The sequence below is a fragment of the Streptomyces ovatisporus genome (assembly GCF_042653885.1).
In the GTDB taxonomy this organism is placed as follows: domain Bacteria; phylum Actinomycetota; class Actinomycetes; order Streptomycetales; family Streptomycetaceae; genus Streptomyces; species Streptomyces ovatisporus.
The window spans coordinates 361,259-379,273 of record NZ_JBHSFH010000005.1 but is presented as its reverse complement, the minus strand read 5'-3'; the positions used below and the strand labels follow the sequence as shown (position 1 = coordinate 379,273).

At 72.6% G+C, this 18,015-nt stretch carries 14 protein-coding genes; 12 read left to right on the top strand and 2 right to left on the bottom strand.

Going from position 1 to position 18,015, the window contains the following annotated elements:
• Window positions 1–87: 87 nt before the first annotated feature.
• From ACFPA8_RS10055 to ACFPA8_RS10015, 9 genes are all read left to right on the top strand, one after another.
• Window positions 88–1,755 (top strand): acyclic terpene utilization AtuA family protein, encoded by a 1,668-nt coding sequence (locus ACFPA8_RS10055; protein WP_465270234.1) that lies wholly within the window; start codon window positions 88–90, stop codon window positions 1,753–1,755.
• Complete coding sequence (locus ACFPA8_RS10050) at window positions 1,752–3,356, top strand: acyl-CoA carboxylase subunit beta (RefSeq protein WP_386445556.1); 1,605 nt, start codon at window positions 1,752–1,754, stop codon at window positions 3,354–3,356. Before ACFPA8_RS10055 ends, ACFPA8_RS10050 begins: the two co-directional genes overlap by 4 nt.
• Window positions 3,357–3,397: 41 nt before the next feature.
• On the top strand, window positions 3,398–5,653 hold the full coding sequence (locus ACFPA8_RS10045) for an ATP-binding protein (RefSeq protein ID WP_386445554.1): 2,256 nt from the start codon (window positions 3,398–3,400) through the stop codon (window positions 5,651–5,653).
• A complete protein-coding gene (locus ACFPA8_RS10040) occupies window positions 5,641–6,843 on the top strand; it encodes an acyl-CoA dehydrogenase family protein (protein WP_386445552.1) in 1,203 nt (400 codons plus the stop codon). The genes ACFPA8_RS10045 and ACFPA8_RS10040 overlap by 13 nt, the downstream gene beginning before the upstream one ends.
• Window positions 6,844–6,976: 133 nt before the next feature.
• Window positions 6,977–8,566, top strand: a complete 1,590-nt coding sequence (locus ACFPA8_RS10035) for a 4-coumarate--CoA ligase family protein (RefSeq protein ID WP_386445549.1) — start codon at window positions 6,977–6,979, stop codon at window positions 8,564–8,566.
• Window positions 8,567–8,630: 64 nt separating this feature from the next.
• On the top strand, window positions 8,631–9,401 hold the full coding sequence (locus tag ACFPA8_RS10030; RefSeq protein WP_386445546.1) for an enoyl-CoA hydratase family protein: 771 nt from the start codon (window positions 8,631–8,633) through the stop codon (window positions 9,399–9,401).
• Complete coding sequence (locus ACFPA8_RS10025) at window positions 9,389–9,985, top strand: TetR/AcrR family transcriptional regulator (RefSeq protein ID WP_386445544.1); 597 nt, start codon at window positions 9,389–9,391, stop codon at window positions 9,983–9,985. The genes ACFPA8_RS10030 and ACFPA8_RS10025 overlap by 13 nt, the downstream gene beginning before the upstream one ends.
• A 62-nt stretch (window positions 9,986–10,047) precedes the next feature.
• Window positions 10,048–10,845 carry a MerR family transcriptional regulator gene (locus ACFPA8_RS10020; protein WP_386445542.1) on the top strand — a complete coding sequence of 266 codons (798 nt, stop codon included), beginning with the start codon at window positions 10,048–10,050 and terminating at the stop codon, window positions 10,843–10,845.
• A gap of 10 nt (window positions 10,846–10,855) precedes the next feature.
• Entirely contained in the window at window positions 10,856–11,635 is a 780-nt protein-coding gene (locus tag ACFPA8_RS10015) for a nucleotidyltransferase domain-containing protein (protein ID WP_386445539.1), read from the top strand.
• Window positions 11,636–11,686: 51 nt separating this feature from the next.
• Here the strand turns inward: ACFPA8_RS10015 and ACFPA8_RS10010 are convergent, their stop codons facing one another.
• Window positions 11,687–12,787: a citrate synthase 2 gene (locus tag ACFPA8_RS10010; RefSeq protein WP_386445537.1), complete on the bottom strand. Its 1,101-nt coding sequence runs from the start codon at window positions 12,785–12,787 to the stop codon at window positions 11,687–11,689.
• 494 nt (window positions 12,788–13,281) lie between these two features.
• On the opposite strand from ACFPA8_RS10010, the gene pdxH reads away from it, so the two are divergent.
• Together pdxH and ACFPA8_RS10000 are read left to right on the top strand one after the other, a co-directional pair.
• Window positions 13,282–13,944: a pyridoxamine 5'-phosphate oxidase gene (gene pdxH, locus ACFPA8_RS10005; RefSeq protein WP_386446296.1), complete on the top strand. Its 663-nt coding sequence runs from the start codon at window positions 13,282–13,284 to the stop codon at window positions 13,942–13,944.
• 455 nt (window positions 13,945–14,399) lie between these two features.
• Entirely contained in the window at window positions 14,400–15,899 is a 1,500-nt protein-coding gene (locus tag ACFPA8_RS10000) for a PAS domain-containing protein (RefSeq protein WP_386446293.1), read from the top strand.
• Between the two features lie 46 nt (window positions 15,900–15,945).
• On the opposite strand, the gene ACFPA8_RS09995 is transcribed toward ACFPA8_RS10000, so the two are convergent.
• On the bottom strand, window positions 15,946–16,707 hold the full coding sequence (locus ACFPA8_RS09995) for an SIS domain-containing protein (RefSeq protein WP_386445534.1): 762 nt from the start codon (window positions 16,705–16,707) through the stop codon (window positions 15,946–15,948).
• Between the two features lie 197 nt (window positions 16,708–16,904).
• Between ACFPA8_RS09995 and ACFPA8_RS09990 the strand changes: the two genes are divergently transcribed.
• Window positions 16,905–17,600 (top strand): metal-dependent transcriptional regulator, encoded by a 696-nt coding sequence (locus ACFPA8_RS09990; RefSeq protein ID WP_386445531.1) that lies wholly within the window; start codon window positions 16,905–16,907, stop codon window positions 17,598–17,600.
• The last annotated feature ends 415 nt before the right edge of the window (window positions 17,601–18,015 follow it).

Sequence of the window (18,015 nt, the reverse complement as noted above, 5' to 3'; positions counted from 1 at the left end):
CGGGAAGCGACCGGGCGGGAAGCGACCGGGCGGGAAGTGCTCCGCGTCGGGAACTGCTCGGGCTTCTACGGCGACCGGTTCCAGGCGATGGAGGAGATGCTCTCCGGCGGCGAGCTGGACGTCCTCACCGGGGACTACCTCGCCGAACTGACCATGCTCATCCTCGGCAGGGACCGCATGAAGGACCCCGGACGCGGCTACGCCGGGACGTTCCTCCGGCAACTCGAGGGCTCACTGGCCCTCGCCCGTGAGCGGGGCGTACGGATCGTCGTCAACGCAGGCGGCCTGAACCCGGCCGGACTCGCCGCCGCAGTACGGGAGTTGAGCGACCGCGTCGGAGTGCCGGCCGCCGTGGCGCACGTCGAGGGCGACGACGTGCTGGCACGGGGTTCGTGGGGCGAGGGCGTGCTGACCGCCAACGCCTACCTCGGCGGCCGGGGGATCGGCGCATGCCTGCGCGCCGGGGCCGACATCGTGGTCACCGGACGCGTCACGGACGCGGCGCTGGTGAGCGGCGCGGCCGCCGCACACTTCGGCTGGTCCGAGGAGTCCGACGCAGACAGGGACGCGCTGGCGGGAGCCGTCGTCGCGGGTCACGTACTGGAGTGCGGGACGCAGGCCACGGGCGGCAACTACGCCTTCTTCGCGGAGGAGGGAATCGACGTGCGCCACCCCGGTTTCCCCGTCGCGGAGATCGAAGCGGACGGCACGTCCGTCGTCACCAAACACCCCGGCACCGGCGGCGCCGTGACCGTGGGCACCGTGACGGCGCAGCTGCTGTACGAGACGGCGGGTGCGCGTTACGCGGGGCCTGACGTGACGGCCCGCCTGGACACGGTGCGGCTGCGGGACGCGGGCAGGGACCGGGTGCGGATCGAGGGCGTGCGGGGAGAGGCTCCCCCGCCCGAACTGAAGGTCGGACTGACCCGCATGGGCGGCTGGCGCAACGAGGTGACCTTCGTCCTGACAGGGCTCGACATCGAGGCCAAGGCGGCACTCGTGCAAGGGCAGATGGAGGACGCACTGGAGCGTGCCGGACGGCGTCCCGCCGAGGTGACGTGGACCCTCGCGCGCACGGACCGGGAGGACGCCGCCGTGCAGGAGGAGGCGAGCGCGATGCTGCGGATGGCGGTACGGGACCCCTCCGCCGAGACGGTGGGGCGCGCGGTCAGCGGTGCGGCGATCGAGCTGGCGCTGGCGAGCGTCCCCGGCTTCCATGTGACGGCGCCGCCCGGGAAGGGCGCACCGTACGGGGTGTTCGAGGCCGTGTACGAGGAGGCTGGACGCGTACCGCACGTCGCGGTGCTGCCCGACGGTCGCCGCGAGGACGTACCCGCGCCGCTCACGACGCAGGTGCTCCGGGCCGCCGCCGAGCCGGAGCTGCCCGAGCCGCTGCCCGGCGGGCCCGTGCGCAGGGTGCCGCTGGGAACGGTGGCAGGGGCGCGGAGCGGAGACAAGGGAGGCAGCGCCAACGTGGGCGTGTGGGTGCGCAGCGAGCAGGCGTGGCGTTGGCTGGCGCACAGCCTCACGGTCGACGCGGTGCGTGAACTGCTGCCGGAGACCGCTGACTTGACCGTCACGCGCCACGTCTTCCCCAACCTGTGGGCGGTCAACTTCGTCGTCGAGGGGCTGCTCGGTCAGGGCGTCGCCTCACAGGCGCGGTTCGATCCGCAGGCCAAAGCGCTGGGGGAGTGGCTGCGTTCACGGCACGTCGACGTGCCGGAGGAGATCTGCGAGGGGGTGGTGAGCCCGTGAGCGTGCTGGGCTCGACGCTGGACGTACAGGGCGGCGACTACGCCGCCGCCCGGGAGACGATGCTGGAGCGGCTCGGCGAACTCGACGCCGAACTGCTCAAGTCGGTGGCGGGCGGCGGTGAGAAGTACGTTCGGCGGCACCGCGGACGCGGCAAGTTGCTCGCCCGCGAGCGCATCGAGCTGCTGCTCGACCCCGACACCCCGTTCCTGGAACTCTCCCCGCTCGCGGGCTGGGGGAGCGACTACGCGGTCGGTGCGTCGCTCGTGACCGGCATCGGCGTGGTCGAGGGCGTGGAGTGCCTGATCACGGCGAACGACCCGACGGTACGGGGCGGAGCGAGCAACCCCTGGACGCTGAAGAAGGCGCTGCGGGCCAACGAGATCGCGTACGCGAACCGGCTGCCCGTCATCAGCCTCGTGGAGTCCGGCGGCGCCGACCTGCCCAGCCAGAAGGAGATCTTCATCCCCGGAGGTGCGCTCTTCCGCGACCTCACCAGGCTGTCGGAGGCCGGAATCCCCACCGTGGCCGTGGTGTTCGGCAATTCGACGGCGGGCGGGGCCTACGTCCCCGGCATGTCCGATCACGTGATCATGGTGAAGGAGCAGTCGAAGGTATTCCTCGGCGGACCGCCGCTGGTGAAGATGGCGACCGGCGAGGAGGCGGGCGACGAGGAGCTCGGCGGCGCGGACATGCACACCCGGGTCTCCGGACTGGGTGACTACTTCGCGCTGGACGAGCCGGACGCGCTGCGCCGGGCACGGCGCGTCGTCTTCCGGCTCAACTGGCGGAAGGCGCACGGGAGTCCGCCCCCCGGGACGGTGGAGCCGCCCGCGTACGACGAGGAGGAGCTGCTCGGCGTGGTACCCGGGGACCTGCGTACGCCGTTCGACCCGCGTGACGTCGTCGCCCGCATCGTCGACGGCTCCGACTTCGACGAGTTCAAGCCGCGTTACGGCACGAGTCTGGTCACGGGCTGGGCGCGGCTGCACGGCTACCCGCTCGGCATCCTCGCCAACGCCCGCGGTGTGCTCTTCAGCGAGGAGTCGCAGAAGGCCACCCAGTTCATCCAGCTCGCCAACCAGCGCGACATTCCCCTGCTGTTCCTGCACAACACCACCGGCTACATGGTGGGCAAGGAGTACGAGCAGGGCGGCATCATCAAGCACGGCGCCATGATGATCAACGCGGTGTCCAACTCGAAGGTGCCGCATCTGTCGGTGCTGATGGGCGCCAGCTACGGCGCGGGCCACTACGGCATGTGCGGCCGCGCCTACGACCCGCGGTTCCTGTTCGCGTGGCCCAGCGCGAAGTCGGCCGTGATGGGCCCGCAGCAGCTGGCCGGGGTGATGTCGATCGTCATGCGGGAGTCGGCGGCGGCGAAGGGCAAACCGTTCGACGAGGAGGCCGACGCGGGACTGCGGGCCATGGTCGAGCAGCAGATCGAGGCGGAGTCGCTGCCGATGTTCCTCTCGGGGCGCCTCTACGACGACGGGGTGATCGACCCGCGCGACACCCGCACCGTGCTGGGCATGTGCCTGTCCGCAGTCCACACCGCGCCTGTCGAGGGTGCGCGTGGCGGCTTCGGCGTCTTCCGGATGTGAGGGGCTGTGAGGAGCCGATGAGGGGCGGAGTGGAGCAGAGAATGATCACATCGGTGCTGGTCGCGAACCGGGGCGAGATCGCCCGGCGCGTCTTCCGCACGTGCGCCGGGCTGGGCGTCGCCACCGTCGCGGTCCACTCGGACGCCGACGCGGGCGCCTTGCACGTACGCGAGGCCGACGCGGCGGTCCGGCTGCCGGGTGACTCGCCCGCCGAGACGTATCTGCGCGGAGATCTGATCATCGAGGCGGCGCTGGCGGCCGGTGCCGACGCCGTGCACCCGGGCTACGGATTCCTGTCCGAGAACGCCCGCTTCGCGCAGGCGGTGCAGGACGCCGGGCTGGTGTGGATCGGCCCGGACGCGCCGGCCATCGAGGCGATGGCGTCCAAGACACGCGCCAAGCAGCTCATGGGCGAGGCGGGAGTGCCGCTGCTCGCGCCCGTACGGCCCGAGGAGGCGACGGAGGACGACCTGCCGCTGCTGGTGAAGGCCGCGGCGGGCGGCGGCGGACGCGGCATGCGCATCGTGCGTGAACTCGCGGCTCTGGAAGGCGAGATCGAGGCCGCCCGTGCGGAGGCGGCCGCGGCGTTCGGCGACGGCGAGGTCTTCGTCGAGCCGTACGTGGAGCGCGGCCGGCACGTCGAGGTGCAGATCATGGCGGACGGGCACGGGACGGTGTGGGCGCTGGGCACCCGGGACTGCTCGCTCCAGCGGCGCCACCAGAAGGTCGTCGAGGAGGCCCCCGCCCCCGCACTGGGCGAGGATCTGCGGAGCCTGCTGCACGAGGCCGCCGTCCGGGCGGCCCGAGCGGTGGACTACCGGGGCGCGGGCACGGTGGAGTTCCTGGTCGCGGCGGACGCGGCCGACGCGGCAGGCTCTGCCGGTGCCGGTGCCGGTGCCGGTGCCGGTGCCGGACCCCGCGCGTACTTCCTGGAGATGAACACCCGCCTCCAGGTGGAACACCCCGTGACCGAATGCGTGTACGGCGTGGACCTGGTGGCGCTTCAGCTCCGCATCGCGGAAGGCGAAGCCCTCGACCCGGACGGGCCGCCCCCGGCCCGCGGCCACGCCGTCGAGGCGAGGCTGTACGCGGAGGACCCGGCACGCGGCTGGCAGCCGCAGACCGGCACACTGCACCACCTGGAGGTGCCCGGCGACGTACGCCTCGACAGCGGCGTGACCGGCGGCGACGAGATCGGGGTGCACTACGACCCGATGCTCGCCAAGGTCGTCGCCTTCGCGCCGACCCGGCACGAGGCCGTGCGCAGACTGGCCCACGCCCTGGAGCGTGCCCGCGTGCACGGCCCGGCCACCAACCGGGAGCTGCTCGTACGGTCGCTGCGGCACCCGGACTTCGCGGGTGCGGGCGGCGGCAGCGGCCCTCAGCACGAGGCGGCGGGCCTCGACACGGGGTTCTACGACCGGCACCTGCGCGAACTGACCCGGCCCGGGAGCGCCGGGGCGCGCCGACTCGCCGCCCTGGCCGCCGCGTTGGCGGACGCCGCCCGCAGACGGGCCGCCGGCACGACCGTCACGGCGAGACTCGGCGGCTGGCGCAACGTGCCCTCGCAGGCGCAGGTCAAGACATTCCGGGCGGAGCCCTCGCAGGAGGAGATCGAGGTCCGCTACCGCCTCACCCGTGACGGCGTGCACGTCGAGGACGGTCCGCAGCCGGAGGACGAGCCGGACGCCGGGGACGTCGACCCGGGGTCCCCCGCCGGCGTGCGGCTGCGCCTGCTGGAGGCGTCCCCGGGTCATGTCGGCCTCGAAGTCGACGGCGTACGGCGGGACTTCACGGTCGCGCGCTACGGGAAGCACGGCGAGTGCGTCCATGTCGACGCGCCACCGCCGCTGGGCTCCCACGCCTTCACCGCACTGCCCCGGCTGCGGGAGCCGGAGACGCGCAACGAGCCCGGTTCGCTGCTGGCGCCGATGCCCGGGACCGTCGTACGCGTCGTCCCCGGGCTGTCCGTCGGCGACGAGGTGGAAGCGGGGGAGCCGCTGCTGTGGCTGGAGGCGATGAAGATGGAGCACAAGGTCGTCGCTCCCGCCTCCGGGACACTCACCGCGCTGCACGCCGAGCCGGGCCGTCAGGTGGACGTCGGCGCGCTGCTCGCCGTCGTCACGGAGGACGGCGCGGGCGAGGCGGCGCGGACCCCGCACTCCGCGGGGCGTCCGGCCGCGCCCGCACAGCCCGGCCCGGAGACCCCGTCCGATCAGTCCGGCCAGACCGATCAGTCCGCCCAGTCCGCCCAGAGGGATCAGCCCGCCCAGAAGGAGACGTCATGTCCTCAGTGAACGCAGCCCTGCTGGAGTCCGAGGAGCAGCGTGATCTGCGAGCGGCCGTGGCCGCACTCGGCAAGCGCTACGGGCGTGACTACTTCACCGGTGTCGTACGGGACGGCAAGCACACAGACGAACTGTGGGCCGAAGCCGCCTCGTTGGGCTACCTCGGCGTCAACCTTCCGGAGGAGTACGGCGGCGGGGGCAGTGGCATAACCGAACTGTCCATCGTCCTGGAGGAGTTGGGCGCCGCGGGCTGCCCGCTGCTGATGCTGGTCGTCTCGCCCGCGATCTGCGGGACCGTGATCGCCCGCTTCGGCACCGAGGCGCAGAAGCGCGAGTGGCTGCCCGGACTGGCCGACGGCAGCCGCAAGATGGCGTTCGGCATCACCGAACCCGACGCGGGTTCCAACTCGCACCGCATCACGACCACCGCGCGGCGCGACGGGGACGACTGGCTGCTGAGCGGCCGGAAGGTCTTCATCTCCGGGGTCGACATCGCCGACGCGACGCTCGTCGTCGGCCGTACCGAGGACGCCCGTACGGGCAAGCTCAAGCCCTGCCTGTTCATCGTTCCGCGTGACGCGGCGGGCTTCACACGCAACCCCATCGAGATGGAACTGGCCGCCCCCGAGAAGCAGTTCGAGCTCGTCCTCGACGACGTCCGGCTGCCTGCCGACGCGCTGGTGGGCGGGGGCCCCTCCCACGCGGGTGGCCGTGGGGGAGAGGACGCGGGGCTGCTCCAGCTCTTCGCGGGGCTCAACCCGGAACGCATCATGACGGCCGCGTTCGGCATCGGCATGGGCCGCTACGCCCTGGACCAGGCCCTGGACTACGCCCGTACCCGGCAGGTGTGGAAGGAGCCGATCGGCGCACACCAGGCCATCGCGCACCCCCTCGCCCAGGCTCATATCGAGCTGGAACTGGCCCGCCTGATGACGGCCAAGGCGGCGGCGCTGTACGACGCGGGCGACGACATGGGCGCGGGGGAGGCGGCGAACATGGCGAAGTACGCGGCGGGCGAGGCATGTGTGAAGGCCGTCGACCAGGCGGTGCACACCCTCGGGGGCAACGGGCTCACCCGCGAGTACGGCCTCGCATCCTTGATCACCGCGGCGCGGGTCGCCCGCATCGCACCGGTCAGCCGGGAGATGATCCTCAACTTCGTCTCGCACCAGAGCCTGGGCCTGCCCAAGTCGTACTGAATCCGCGGCGACGGCGTCACGGGTACTGCCGGACAGGGCCCGATGGCAGCAGACTGTGAGGCCACTTCACGTCATTTGTCCGGTGCGGCCCTCCTGCCGCGCCGTTTCACGACCGTCGCTCCGGGAGGACCGCATGCTGTTCCGCAGTGAGTACGCCGAAGTCGCCGTCGTCGACGAGCCCATCCACGACGCCGTGCTGGGCAGGAGCGCCGACGCCCACGCCGCCCGCACCGCGCTCGTGGACGGCGTCGGCGGCACTTCGCTGACGTACGGGCAACTCGACGCCTTCAGCCGCAGGATCGCCGCAGCACTGGCGGAGGCCGGCGTGCGCAAGGGCGACGTGCTGGCCCTGCACAGCCCCAACACCGTCGCCTTTCCGGCGGTCTTCTACGGGGCGACGCGTGCCGGCGCGGCCGTCAGCACCGTCCATCCGCTCGCGACGGCGAAGGAACTGGCCCGTCAGCTGAACGACTCCTCCGCCCGTTGGATCGTCACCGTCTCGGCCCTGCTGGAGACGGCACGGCAGGCGGCGGAGTGGGCCGGCGGGATCGAGGAGATCTTCGTCTGCGACCGTGCGGAGGGGCACCGCAGCGTGCTGGACATGCGCGACAGCACGGCCCCGGAGCCGCAGGTCGCGATCGACCCGGCGCGGGACGTGGCCGCGCTGCCGTACTCCTCCGGCACCACGTCGATGCCGAAGGGCGTGATGCTCACCCACCGCAACATCGCCACCAACCTCGCGCAGCTCCATCCGCTGATGCCGAGCGGTCCCGAGGACAAACTGCTGGCCGTGCTGCCCTTCTTCCACATCTACGGCCTGACCGCCCTGATGAACGCACCGCTGCGCAACGGAGCCACCGTCGTGGTCCTGCCGCGTTTCGAACTGGGGCAGTTCCTCTCCGCCGTCGAGACGCACCGGGTGAACGCCCTCTACGTCGCGCCGCCGATCGTCCTCGCCCTGGCCAAGCATCCGGACGTCGAGAAGTACGACCTCTCCTCGCTCGAATACGTCGTCAGCGCCGCCGCCCCGCTCGACGCGGAACTGGCCGCGGCCTGCGCACGCCGGCTGGGACTGCCGGAGGTGAAGCAGGCCTACGGGATGACCGAACTCTCCCCGGGCACGCACCTGGTGCCCCGGCACACCGCCGCCGCCCCGCCGGGCACCGTCGGGAAGCTGCTGCCGAGCACCGAGATGCGCATCGTCGCCCTGGACGACCCCGACCGCGACCTCGGCGTCGGCGAGACCGGTGAACTCCTCTTCCGCGGCCCGCAGGTGATGAAGGGCTACCTGGGACGGACCGGCGAGACCGACGCCATGATCGACGGCGAGGGATGGCTGCGCACGGGGGACATCGGGCGCGTCGACGAGAACGGCTGGCTCTACGTCGTCGACCGCGTCAAGGAGCTGATCAAGTACAAGGGCTACCAGGTCGCTCCCGCGGAGCTCGAAGCCGTGCTGCTGGCCCACCCGGCGATCGCGGACGCCGCGGTCATCGGCGTCACGGACGAGGAGGGCACCGAGGTCCCGAAGGCGTTCGTGGTCCGGCAGCCGGGGGACGAGGGCGCGCGGCTGACGGAGGAGGAGGTGCTGGCGTACGTGGCCGGGCAGGTCTCCCCGTACAAGAAGGTGCGGCAGCTGGAGTTCATCTCGAGCGTGCCGCGTGCGGTCAGCGGAAAGATCCTGCGGCGCGAGTTGCGTGCCGCGGAGGCCGGCGGGGCATGACCGGCCCCCGCCCCGGAAGGCGCCGGGAGCCCGGCCGCGACACGAGCGAGAGGACGACTGAGAAGTGACGACAGCCGCCGAACAGGACCCGCCCACGGCACCGTTGGTGCGCAGTGCACACGAGAAGGGCATCACCACGCTCACGCTCGACTCCCCGGCGAATCGCAACGCGCTGTCCGTGGGACTCGTGAGCGAGCTGTACGCGGAACTGGAGAAGGCCGCCGAGGACGAGGGGACGCGTGCGATCGTCCTCACCCACTCCGGCAACACCTTCTGCGCGGGCGCCGACCTGCGGGAGGGCAGCCAGAGCCCGGGGGATCTGGCAGCCGTGCTGCGCACCATCGTCGAGCTGCCGAAGCCGGTCGTCGCCCGCGTCGACGGACACGTGCGGGCGGGCGGCACGGGACTTCTGTCCGCCTGCGACATCTCGGTCGCCGGGCCCGCGTCCAGCTTCGCCTTCACGGAGGTGCGGATAGGGGTGGCGCCGGCGGTCATATCGATGCCGCTGCTGCCCCGCCTCGACGCCCGCGCAGCCGCCCGCTACTACCTCACGGGGGAGCGGTTCGACGCGGCGGAAGCGGCCCGGATCGGCCTGGTCACGCTGGCGGGCGAGGACGTCGACGGCCTGCTGGCGCCCGTGCTCGACGGGCTGCGCCGCGGCTCCCCGCAGGGGCTCGCGGAGTCGAAGCGGCTGGTCACGGCGGAGGTGCTGCGGGTCTTCGACAGGGACACCGATAGCCTCGCCGAACTGTCCGCGCGGCTGTTCGCCTCCGACGAGGCACGCGAGGGCATGACCGCATTCCTCGAACGACGGGAGCCCGCATGGGTGCCGTGAACACCCGTGGCGCCGCCCCCAAGCAGGACCGCAGCCGTGCGACCCGGCAGCGGCTGCTGGAGTCGGCGGTGACCTGCCTGGCCGAGCACGGCTGGTCGGGCAGCACGGTGACGGTCGTGGCCGAGCACGCCGGGGTCTCGCGGGGGGCGGCGCAGCACCATTTCCCCACCCGCGAGGACCTGTTCACGGCGGCCGTCGAGTACGTCGCCGAGGAGCGGTCCCGGGCGCTGCGGACGCTGCCGACGCCACCCGACACCTCCGCCGCGGTGGAACAGGTGGTCGCCCTCTTCACCGGTCCGCTCTTCCGGGCCGCTCTCCAGCTGTGGGTCGCCGCGTCGAACGAGCCGCAGCTGGGCCCGCGGGTCACCGCCCTCGAGACCCGGATCGGCCGGGAGACCCACCGTATGGCGGTGGACCTGCTGGGCGCCGACGAGTCGGTGCCGGGCGTGCGTGAGACCGTGCAGGGGCTGCTGGACATGGCGCGCGGGCTCGGCCTCGCCAACCTCTTGCGGGACGACAGCGCGCGGCGCGAGCGGGTCGTCGCACAGTGGGCGCAGATCCTGCGGGACGTGCTGGCGCGGTAGCCGCCGGCGCAGATCCGTGCGGCGGCGGGGAGAGCCCTGCCCGTGGGAGGAAGGAGCCGGGCGTGACGGAGGAGCAGGAGGGACCCGGGCCGTCGTACGGCGGCGAGGACCGCGCCCTGCGCCCCGTCGATCTGGCACGGGCGGCAGGCGTGTCGGCCCAGCAGGTCCGCAACTACGAGACGTCGGGCATCCTCCCGCCCGTCCCGCGCACGGCCTCCGGCTACCGCCGCTTCTCCCCCACGCACCTCGCCGCCCTGCTCACCTACCGGTCCCTCAACGAGGGTTACGGCCCCGGTACGGCAAGGGCGGTCATGCAGGCCGTCCAGGGCGGCGACGTACCCCTTGCGCTCGCCCTCATCGACGAGGGCCACGCCGCTCTGCACGAGCAGCGCCTGTCGCTGGACGCGGCGAGCCGGGCTCTCGAAGCACTGGCACGGCAGCAGCCGGACGGGAGGGCGGTGCCCCGGCTCGGCCTGCGCATCGGCGAGTTGGCCGACCGCCTCGGCGTGCGTACCTCGGCTCTGCGCGTGTGGGAGTCCGCGGGCCTGCTCTCGCCGCAGCGCGAACCCGGCACGTCCTACCGGCGGTTCGGCCCCGCCGACGTCCGGGACGCACGCCTGGTCCTCACGCTGCGGCAGAGCCACTACCCGCTGCCGAGGATCCGCACCGTCCTCGACGGCCTGCGCGAGTCCGGCAGTACGGAGGCTCTGCGTACGGCCGTGGCGCAACGACGGACCGAGCTGACGCGGCGGGCGACCGCGATGCTCGAAGCCTCGGGCCGCCTGCACCGCTACGTCACGGAGGAGCGGTTCCGTCAGGGAGCGGCCTCCCAGGAGCCCACCAGGGCACGCGCACTCTAGACTCCCGCCCATGCACGACCCCGGACAGGCAGCCCGTGACGAGGAGTTCCTCGCCCACGTGACGCGGCGGCTCGCGGCACTGCCGCATGCCGAGGCCGTCGCGCTCGGCGGTTCGCGAGCCACCGGCACGCACGCGCCCGACAGCGACTGGGACTTCGCCGTCTACTACCGGGGAGCGTTCTCGCCGGAGCACGTGCGCGCGCTCGGCTGGCCGGGAGAGGTCTCCGAGATCGGCGGCTGGGGCGGCGGGGTGTTCAACGGCGGTGCCTGGCTGGAGGTCCGCGGCCGGCGCGTGGACGTGCACTACCGCGACCTGGACGAGGTGAGGCACGTGCTCGCCGAGGCGGAGGAGGGCCGCTTCCACGTCGAGAGGCTGCTGTTCCACCTGGCGGGTGTCCCCAGCTACATCCTCCTCGCCGAACTGGCCGTCAACCGGGTCCTCCACGGAGACCTGCCACGCCCCGGATACCCCGCGGCGCTGCGGCGGACGGCCCCGCGGCACTGGTGGGGCGACGCACGGCACACCCTCGCCCATGCCCGTGCCGCCTACGCCGCACGGGGAAGGCTCACCGAGACCGCGGGCGCCGCCGCGACCGCCGCCTGCCAGGGGGCGCACGCCGTCCTGGCGGCACGGGGCGAGTGGGTCACCAACGAGAAGACCCTGCTGGCACGTGCGGACCTCCGCGAAGTCGACGCCCTGCTCAGCGGGTTGACGCCCGACCCGCAGAAGCTGACGTCCGCCGTCGACGCGGTGGCGGCACTGCTGGAGAGCGCGGCTGCGGCTGCCTGAGGCGCGTCCGTCGCCGGTACTCCCGCCCCCCGGGCCGCCTGCGGCAGCGGTTCAGTGCTGCACGTCGCCGTAGCCGTCGATCTCGCGGGGGTCGCGCGGCCCCGGCCCCACGTAACGTGCCGAGGGCCGCACCAGCCGTCCCGTGCGCTTCTGCTCCAGGATGTGCGCCGCCCAGCCCGCCGTACGGGCACAGGTGAACATCGAGGTGAACATGTGCGCAGGCACCTCGGCGAAGTCGAGCACGATCGCCGCCCAGAACTCCACGTTGGTCGCCAGCACCCGGTCGGGACGCCGGTTGTGCAGCTCGTCCAGCGCCGCGCGCTCCAGCGCCTCGGCGACCTCGTAGCGCGGTGCGTCCAGCTCCCTGGCAGTGCGGCGCAGCACGCGCGCCCGCGGGTCCTCCGCACGGTAGACACGGTGCCCGAAGCCCATCAGCCTTTCGCCACGGTCCAGTTGACGCTTCACGAACGCTTCGGCGTCACCGGTGCGCTCGATCTCCTCGATCATGCCGAGCACCCGGGAGGGGGCACCGCCGTGCAGCGGTCCGGACATCGCACCCACCGCGCCCGAGAGCGCAGCCGAGACGTCGGCGCCCGTCGAGGCGATGACGCGGGCGGTGAACGTCGAGGCGTTCATGCCGTGCTCCGCGGCCGACGTCCAGTAGGCGTCGACAGCGGCGACGTGCTTGGGGTCCGGTTCGCCGCGCCAGCGCCGCATGAAGCGCTCGACGATCGTGTCCGCCTTGTCGATCTCCTGCTGCGGCACCATCGGCACACCCTGGCCGCGCGCCGACTGCGCGACGTACGACAGCGCCATGACGGCGGCACGGGCGAGGTCGTCGCGGGCCTGGGCCTCGCCGATGTCGAGGAGCGGTTTGAGACCCCACACGGGGGCCAGCATCGCCAGCGCCGACTGCACGTCGACGCGGATGTCGCCGGAGTGGACGGGTATCGGGAAGGGCTCCGCGGGCGGCAGCCCCGGATTGAACCCGCCGTCGACCAGCAGGCCCCACACGTTGCCGAACGAGACGTGCCCCACGAGGTCCTCGATGTCCACACCCCGGTAGCGAAGGGAGCCGCCCTTCTTGTCGGGTTCGGCGATCTCCGTCTCGAACGCGACGACTCCCTCGAGTCCGGGTACGAAGTCGGACATCATGCGGCTCCTCATGGGGTTGCCGGCAGACGGAGCTGCCGGCGGGTCGGCGACGCGGAACCGGACCGCCCCCGCAGGGGCAGTACGGTTCACCGTCCTGGTCTGTCGGACCGTGCTGGTCCGTTCCGGAGGGGACGACGGTTCCACTGCCGCATCCGGCGGCTGGCGGACCGGGACGCCCCCGGTGGTCATGCCCGGCGGGACGGCCGGTCACCCGGCCCGGGACGGGCGGAGACTGCGACCGGCGTGTGCAGCGCGGACCACAGAGGTACGGGCCACGATTCTGCGCGGTACGGCATCAGCGGGGAAGGGTGAGATCAGGCACACGTCCCCGCCCGCGACGCCCGCCGGGCCCCGGAGGACCCCGGGGCCTGGGAGGACGTCCTGGAACGCGGCTGTGGAGGGCGGAAGCGGTGTTGCAAGATGTGTGCGTGCCCGACGCCCACGATGACGCCGCCCGTGACACGCCGCTGACCATCCTCGATCCCGCCGCCATGCGGGCCCGCTACCGCGCCGAGGGACTCGCCGAGGAAGAGCTCGCGCCCGAGCCGTACGGCCAGTTCGCGCGCTGGTTCGCCGACGCGGTGGCGAGCGGGCTCCACGAGCCCAACGCCATGGTCGTCTCCACGGCCGACGCCCAGGGGCGGCCCAGCTCCCGGACGGTGCTGCTGAAGCAGTACGACCGGCGCGGCTTCGTCTTCTTCACCAACTACGGGTCCCGCAAGGGCCGGGAGCTGCAGGCGAACCCCTACGTGTCGTTGCTCTTCCCCTGGCACCCGGTCGCGCGGCAGGTCATCGTCTCCGGCAGGGCGGAGCGCATCGGCAGGGACGAGACGGCGGCCTACTTCCGTACCCGTCCGCACGGCTCCCAGCTCGGTGCCTGGGCGAGTGAGCAGTCCTCGACGGTGGCCTCGCGGGCGGCACTCGACCGTGTCTACGCCGAGCTGGCCGCCCGCTACCCCGAGGGGGAGGACGTCCCCGCGCCGCCGGGCTGGGGAGGTTTCCGGGTGTGTGCGGAATCGGTCGAGTTCTGGCAGGGACGGGAGAACCGGCTGCACGACCGGCTGCGCTATGTCCGTGGGGACGGCGGCCCCGACAGTGCGGGCGGCACCGCCGGTGAAGGGCAGGTCTGGAGGGTCGAGCGGCTCTGCCCGTGAGCCCTCCGGCGCGGGCGGGACAGCAGACGGCCCGTGGGCTGCTCCGCTCGCCGGTGGCGAACGGCGCCGGTCGGACGAGTCCGACGAGCCCACGGGCCGGGTGACTGCTGGAGATCGGCCGGCGCACCGGCGTCACACTGTGGCGTCGGCGCTAGGCCGCAGCCACCTCACGCGTCCGAGTGTGCAACATCTACCGGATCACCTCCTTTCTCGTGTGCACCGCACGTTAGGCAGCGCCGACGGCACCCGCAAGCGATTTCGGGGCGGCAACGATTTCGCAGAACTTCGGCGAACGACGTGTGCGCTGCGTCACGCAGGAGTTGAATGATCCGTACGCGCAGCACGCGGCAGTTTCACGGCGCGTTCAAGTGGGGGGTGCCCAGTTGTCCGCTCAATTCAAGACCCACGCCGCCTCCTCGTCCGACGGCGACGACAGGCACGGACCGGACGACGAGATGTTGCTGGCCGCCCTGCTGGACGGCATGGACGCCGCTCTCTGCGCCTTCGACGCGGACGGAGTCGTCACCCACTGGAACCGCGAAGCCGAACGCATCCTCGGCTGGACCCACCAGGAAGCCGTCGGCCGCAAGGGCCTCGCGGGCTGGGCGGTGCGCGAGGCGGACGCCGAGCAGATGGAGGCCCGGCTGCTCGGCGCGATGCACGCTCCGGGACGGCAGGTGCACGAGTTCGCGCTGCTGAAGAAGGACGGCGGCCGGGTTCTCGTACGCACGCAGTCGTCCGGCGTCAGCGGCGCCGACGGAAGGCCCACCGGGGTCTACTGCGCGTTCAGCGAAGTGCACGCCCAGATCGACCTGGAGCGCTCCATCGCCCTGAGCGAAGGGCTCTTCGAGGAGGCGACCTGGGGCGTCGTGCTGGTCGACGCCGATCTGCGTCCCGCGGTGGTGAACGTCAGCGCGGCAGGCGCCTTCCGGGTCTCGCGGACGACGATGCTCGGACGTCCCCTGGGTGAGCTGATCGACCACGGGGTCGAGGAGCTGGAGGGCGCGCTCCAGCACGTCCTCGCGGAGGGGCCGCCCGCCACTCCGTCCGACATCTGGGTCACGCTGCGCTCCGTACGTACGGCGGACCGGGAGCCGGACCAGGAGGCCGGCTCCGGCAGTGCGCGCCGGTGCTGGCGCAGCGGCTTCCTGCGGCTCTCCTCCCCGCTGGCCGAGGAGCCCGCCCCGCTGGGTGTGGCCTGGCTCTTCCAGGACGTCACCGAGTCCAAGCGCCTCGAACAGGAGGCCGCCCGGCTGCGGTTCCGCGACAACCAGCTCCACCGGGCCGCCCGCGCGGCCTCGGAGTGCGAGGACCCGATGGAGGCGGCGAGCATCCATCTCGACTTCGCCCTCGCGGGGTTCGCCGATCACGCCCTGCTCGACCTCGTCCTCCCCTCGGGCTGCGGCGGCACCGTGGACGACGAGCACGGGCAGGCAGACGTCGGGGACACCGCGCAGGGGGGAGCCGGCGACGGCCGGGCGGATGCCGCCCCGCCCCGGCTGGTGCGCGTGGCGGCGACCCCCGCGTCGGCGGCGTCCGGTCCCGACCCGGTGCCGGGCCACCAGCGGGGCCTGCCCAGCGGCATCCCCGTCAGCTACGCGGAGAGTCACCCGGCGCTCCAGGCGCTCAAGCGCTGCGGTTCGGTGCGGGCGAGCGTCGGCAACGCTGCGACCGCCCGGGGCTTCCCCGGACGGACGGAACCGGGCGGCGGCGAAGGAGCCGAAGAGGCCAGGAGCGTGCTGGAGGGCTGGGCCGCGGACCGCAAGTGGCCCGAGGGGACGCTGCACGGGCTGTGCGCCGTGCTGCGCAGCCGGGGACGGACCCTGGGCGTCGTCACGCTGCTGCGCGGCGCCAGCCGCCGCTCCTTCGACCGTGCCGACGCGGCCTACGCCGAGGACATCGCCGTCCGCATCGCCGCGGCGGTCGACCTGGCGCAGCAGATCCGGCGGCAGTAGTCAGGCGGCAGCAGTACGCGCCGTCGTCACCGGCGGAAGGCCGTCGTCACCGGTAGAAGATGCGGTCCGCGTAGCGCGTCATGACGCTCTCGTTCCACGCGTGGCCGCCGTCGACGTTCCCCGAGCGCAGCATCGGCGGTTCGGCACCGCGTGCGGCGAGGTCGCGCACGGCTGTGGCGACCACGGCCTGCATGATCGCGCTCGTCACGACGGTCGACGCCGGCGCGAACGCCCCCGTGACGCCCTCGGCCGTCAACTCCGCGTCCCCGACGGCGATGTGGCTGTCGAGCACGATGTCGCAGTGGTCCTTCAGGAACGTCCCCGACGAGTGCCGCGACGTCGTCTCCCCGGCGTACGCCACGGACGTGACACCCACGACCTTCAACCCCTTGGAACGGGCGTGCACGGCCATCTCCACGGGCAGCGCGTTGCGCCCGGAGAGCGAGATGACGAAGAGCAGGTCCCCCTCCCGGGCGGGGCCGGCGTCGAGCACGGCGGCGGCGAGGCCGCCGACGCGCTCCAGCGCACTCCCGAGCGTGGCGGGGCGTACGTCCACGCCGACCGCCCCGGGCACGGGCAGCAGATTCATGACGGCCAGGCCGCCGGCGCGGTAGACGACGTCCTGGGCGGGCAGCGAGGAGTGACCCGCGCCGAAGGCGAAGACACGGCCGCCCTCCGCGACGGTTTCGGCGAGCAGGGCGCCCGCGGCGGCCATGCTCGCCGCCTCGGCGTTCCCGACCTGCTCGAGCAGCGCTGCCGCGGCGGCGAAGAAGTCCTTCGCCGGCGTCGTCGTCCCGGTCGTCTCCACAGGGTCCCTCCCCTTCGGCGCCCGCCGTTCCGGACGCGGGCGTGCGGGCCCTCGACCCGGCCCCCGGTACCGCCGCGGTCACGCTGAGTTCTGGACCGGCGTCTTGTCAAGAGAGCATCCCGTCCGGGCGGCACGGTTGTCCTTCCGATGCGTCAGAATTGGAGAAGGGTCACCGCACGAACCGACGAGGGGCACGCATGTCCGGACTGATCGACACCACGGAGATGTATCTCCGCACCATTCTGGAGCTGGAGGAGGAAGGCGTCGTTCCCATGCGTGCCCGTATCGCCGAGCGCCTCGACCAGAGCGGTCCGACCGTGAGTCAGACCGTGGCGCGCATGGAGCGCGACGGCCTGGTCAAGGTGGCGGGGGACCGTCATCTCGAACTGACCGGCGAAGGGCGGCGGCTGGCCACCCGCGTCATGCGCAAGCACAGGCTGGCCGAGTGTCTGCTGGTCGATGTGATCGGGCTCGAGTGGGAGCAGGTGCACGCGGAGGCGTGCCGCTGGGAGCACGTGATGAGCGAGGCGGTCGAACGCCGCGTCCTCGAACTGCTCCAGCACCCGACCGAGTCCCCGTACGGGAACCCCATCCCCGGCCTGGAAGAGCTGGGGGAGGAGGCGGAGGCCGAAGCCTTCCTGGACGACAGCATGGTGAGCCTGACGGATCTGCATGCCGACGGGGACGGCAAGACCGTCGTGGTGCGCCGTATCGGGGAGCCCATCCAGATGGACGCGCAGCTGATGTACACGCTGCGCCGGGCCGGCGTGCAGCCGGGCGCGGTGGTGAGCGTGAACTCCGGCGCCGCCGGCAGCGTGCAGATCGGCAGCAGCGGCGAGGCGGCCGAACTGGACGCCGACATCGCCGCACACGTCTTCGTCGCGAGGCGCTGAGGAGGGCCACGGGTGCAGGCGGGCCGGCGGTTGGCCGGTTCCCGTCGGACGCTTGGGCGGACCGAAAGCGGAACATCTTCCCAAAGGGCCCCGGCAGTACGAAAGTTGCGGTAAACCGAGTGCCTGCGATCGCAGCGTGACACTCTGTGTCCAGATGTGTACGGGCGGGAGGGGAGTCGTCGATGGAGTCGCCGGACCGGGACGACGGGGCGAGGTGCGGAGCGGCCGACGGGGCCGGCTCCCGGGTCGCGGGAGCCGTTGACAAGGGCCCCGGTGCCTTCGGCGACCGGGGCCCCGCCTCCCCTTCTCCCCCGGGAGCGACCCGGAGCCCCGAGCTCTCAGGGTCGACCCTCCTCCCGGTCACTGTCTCCCCGCGGGCCTGGCGATCAACCCCGGAGCACAGTCACTCGAAAGT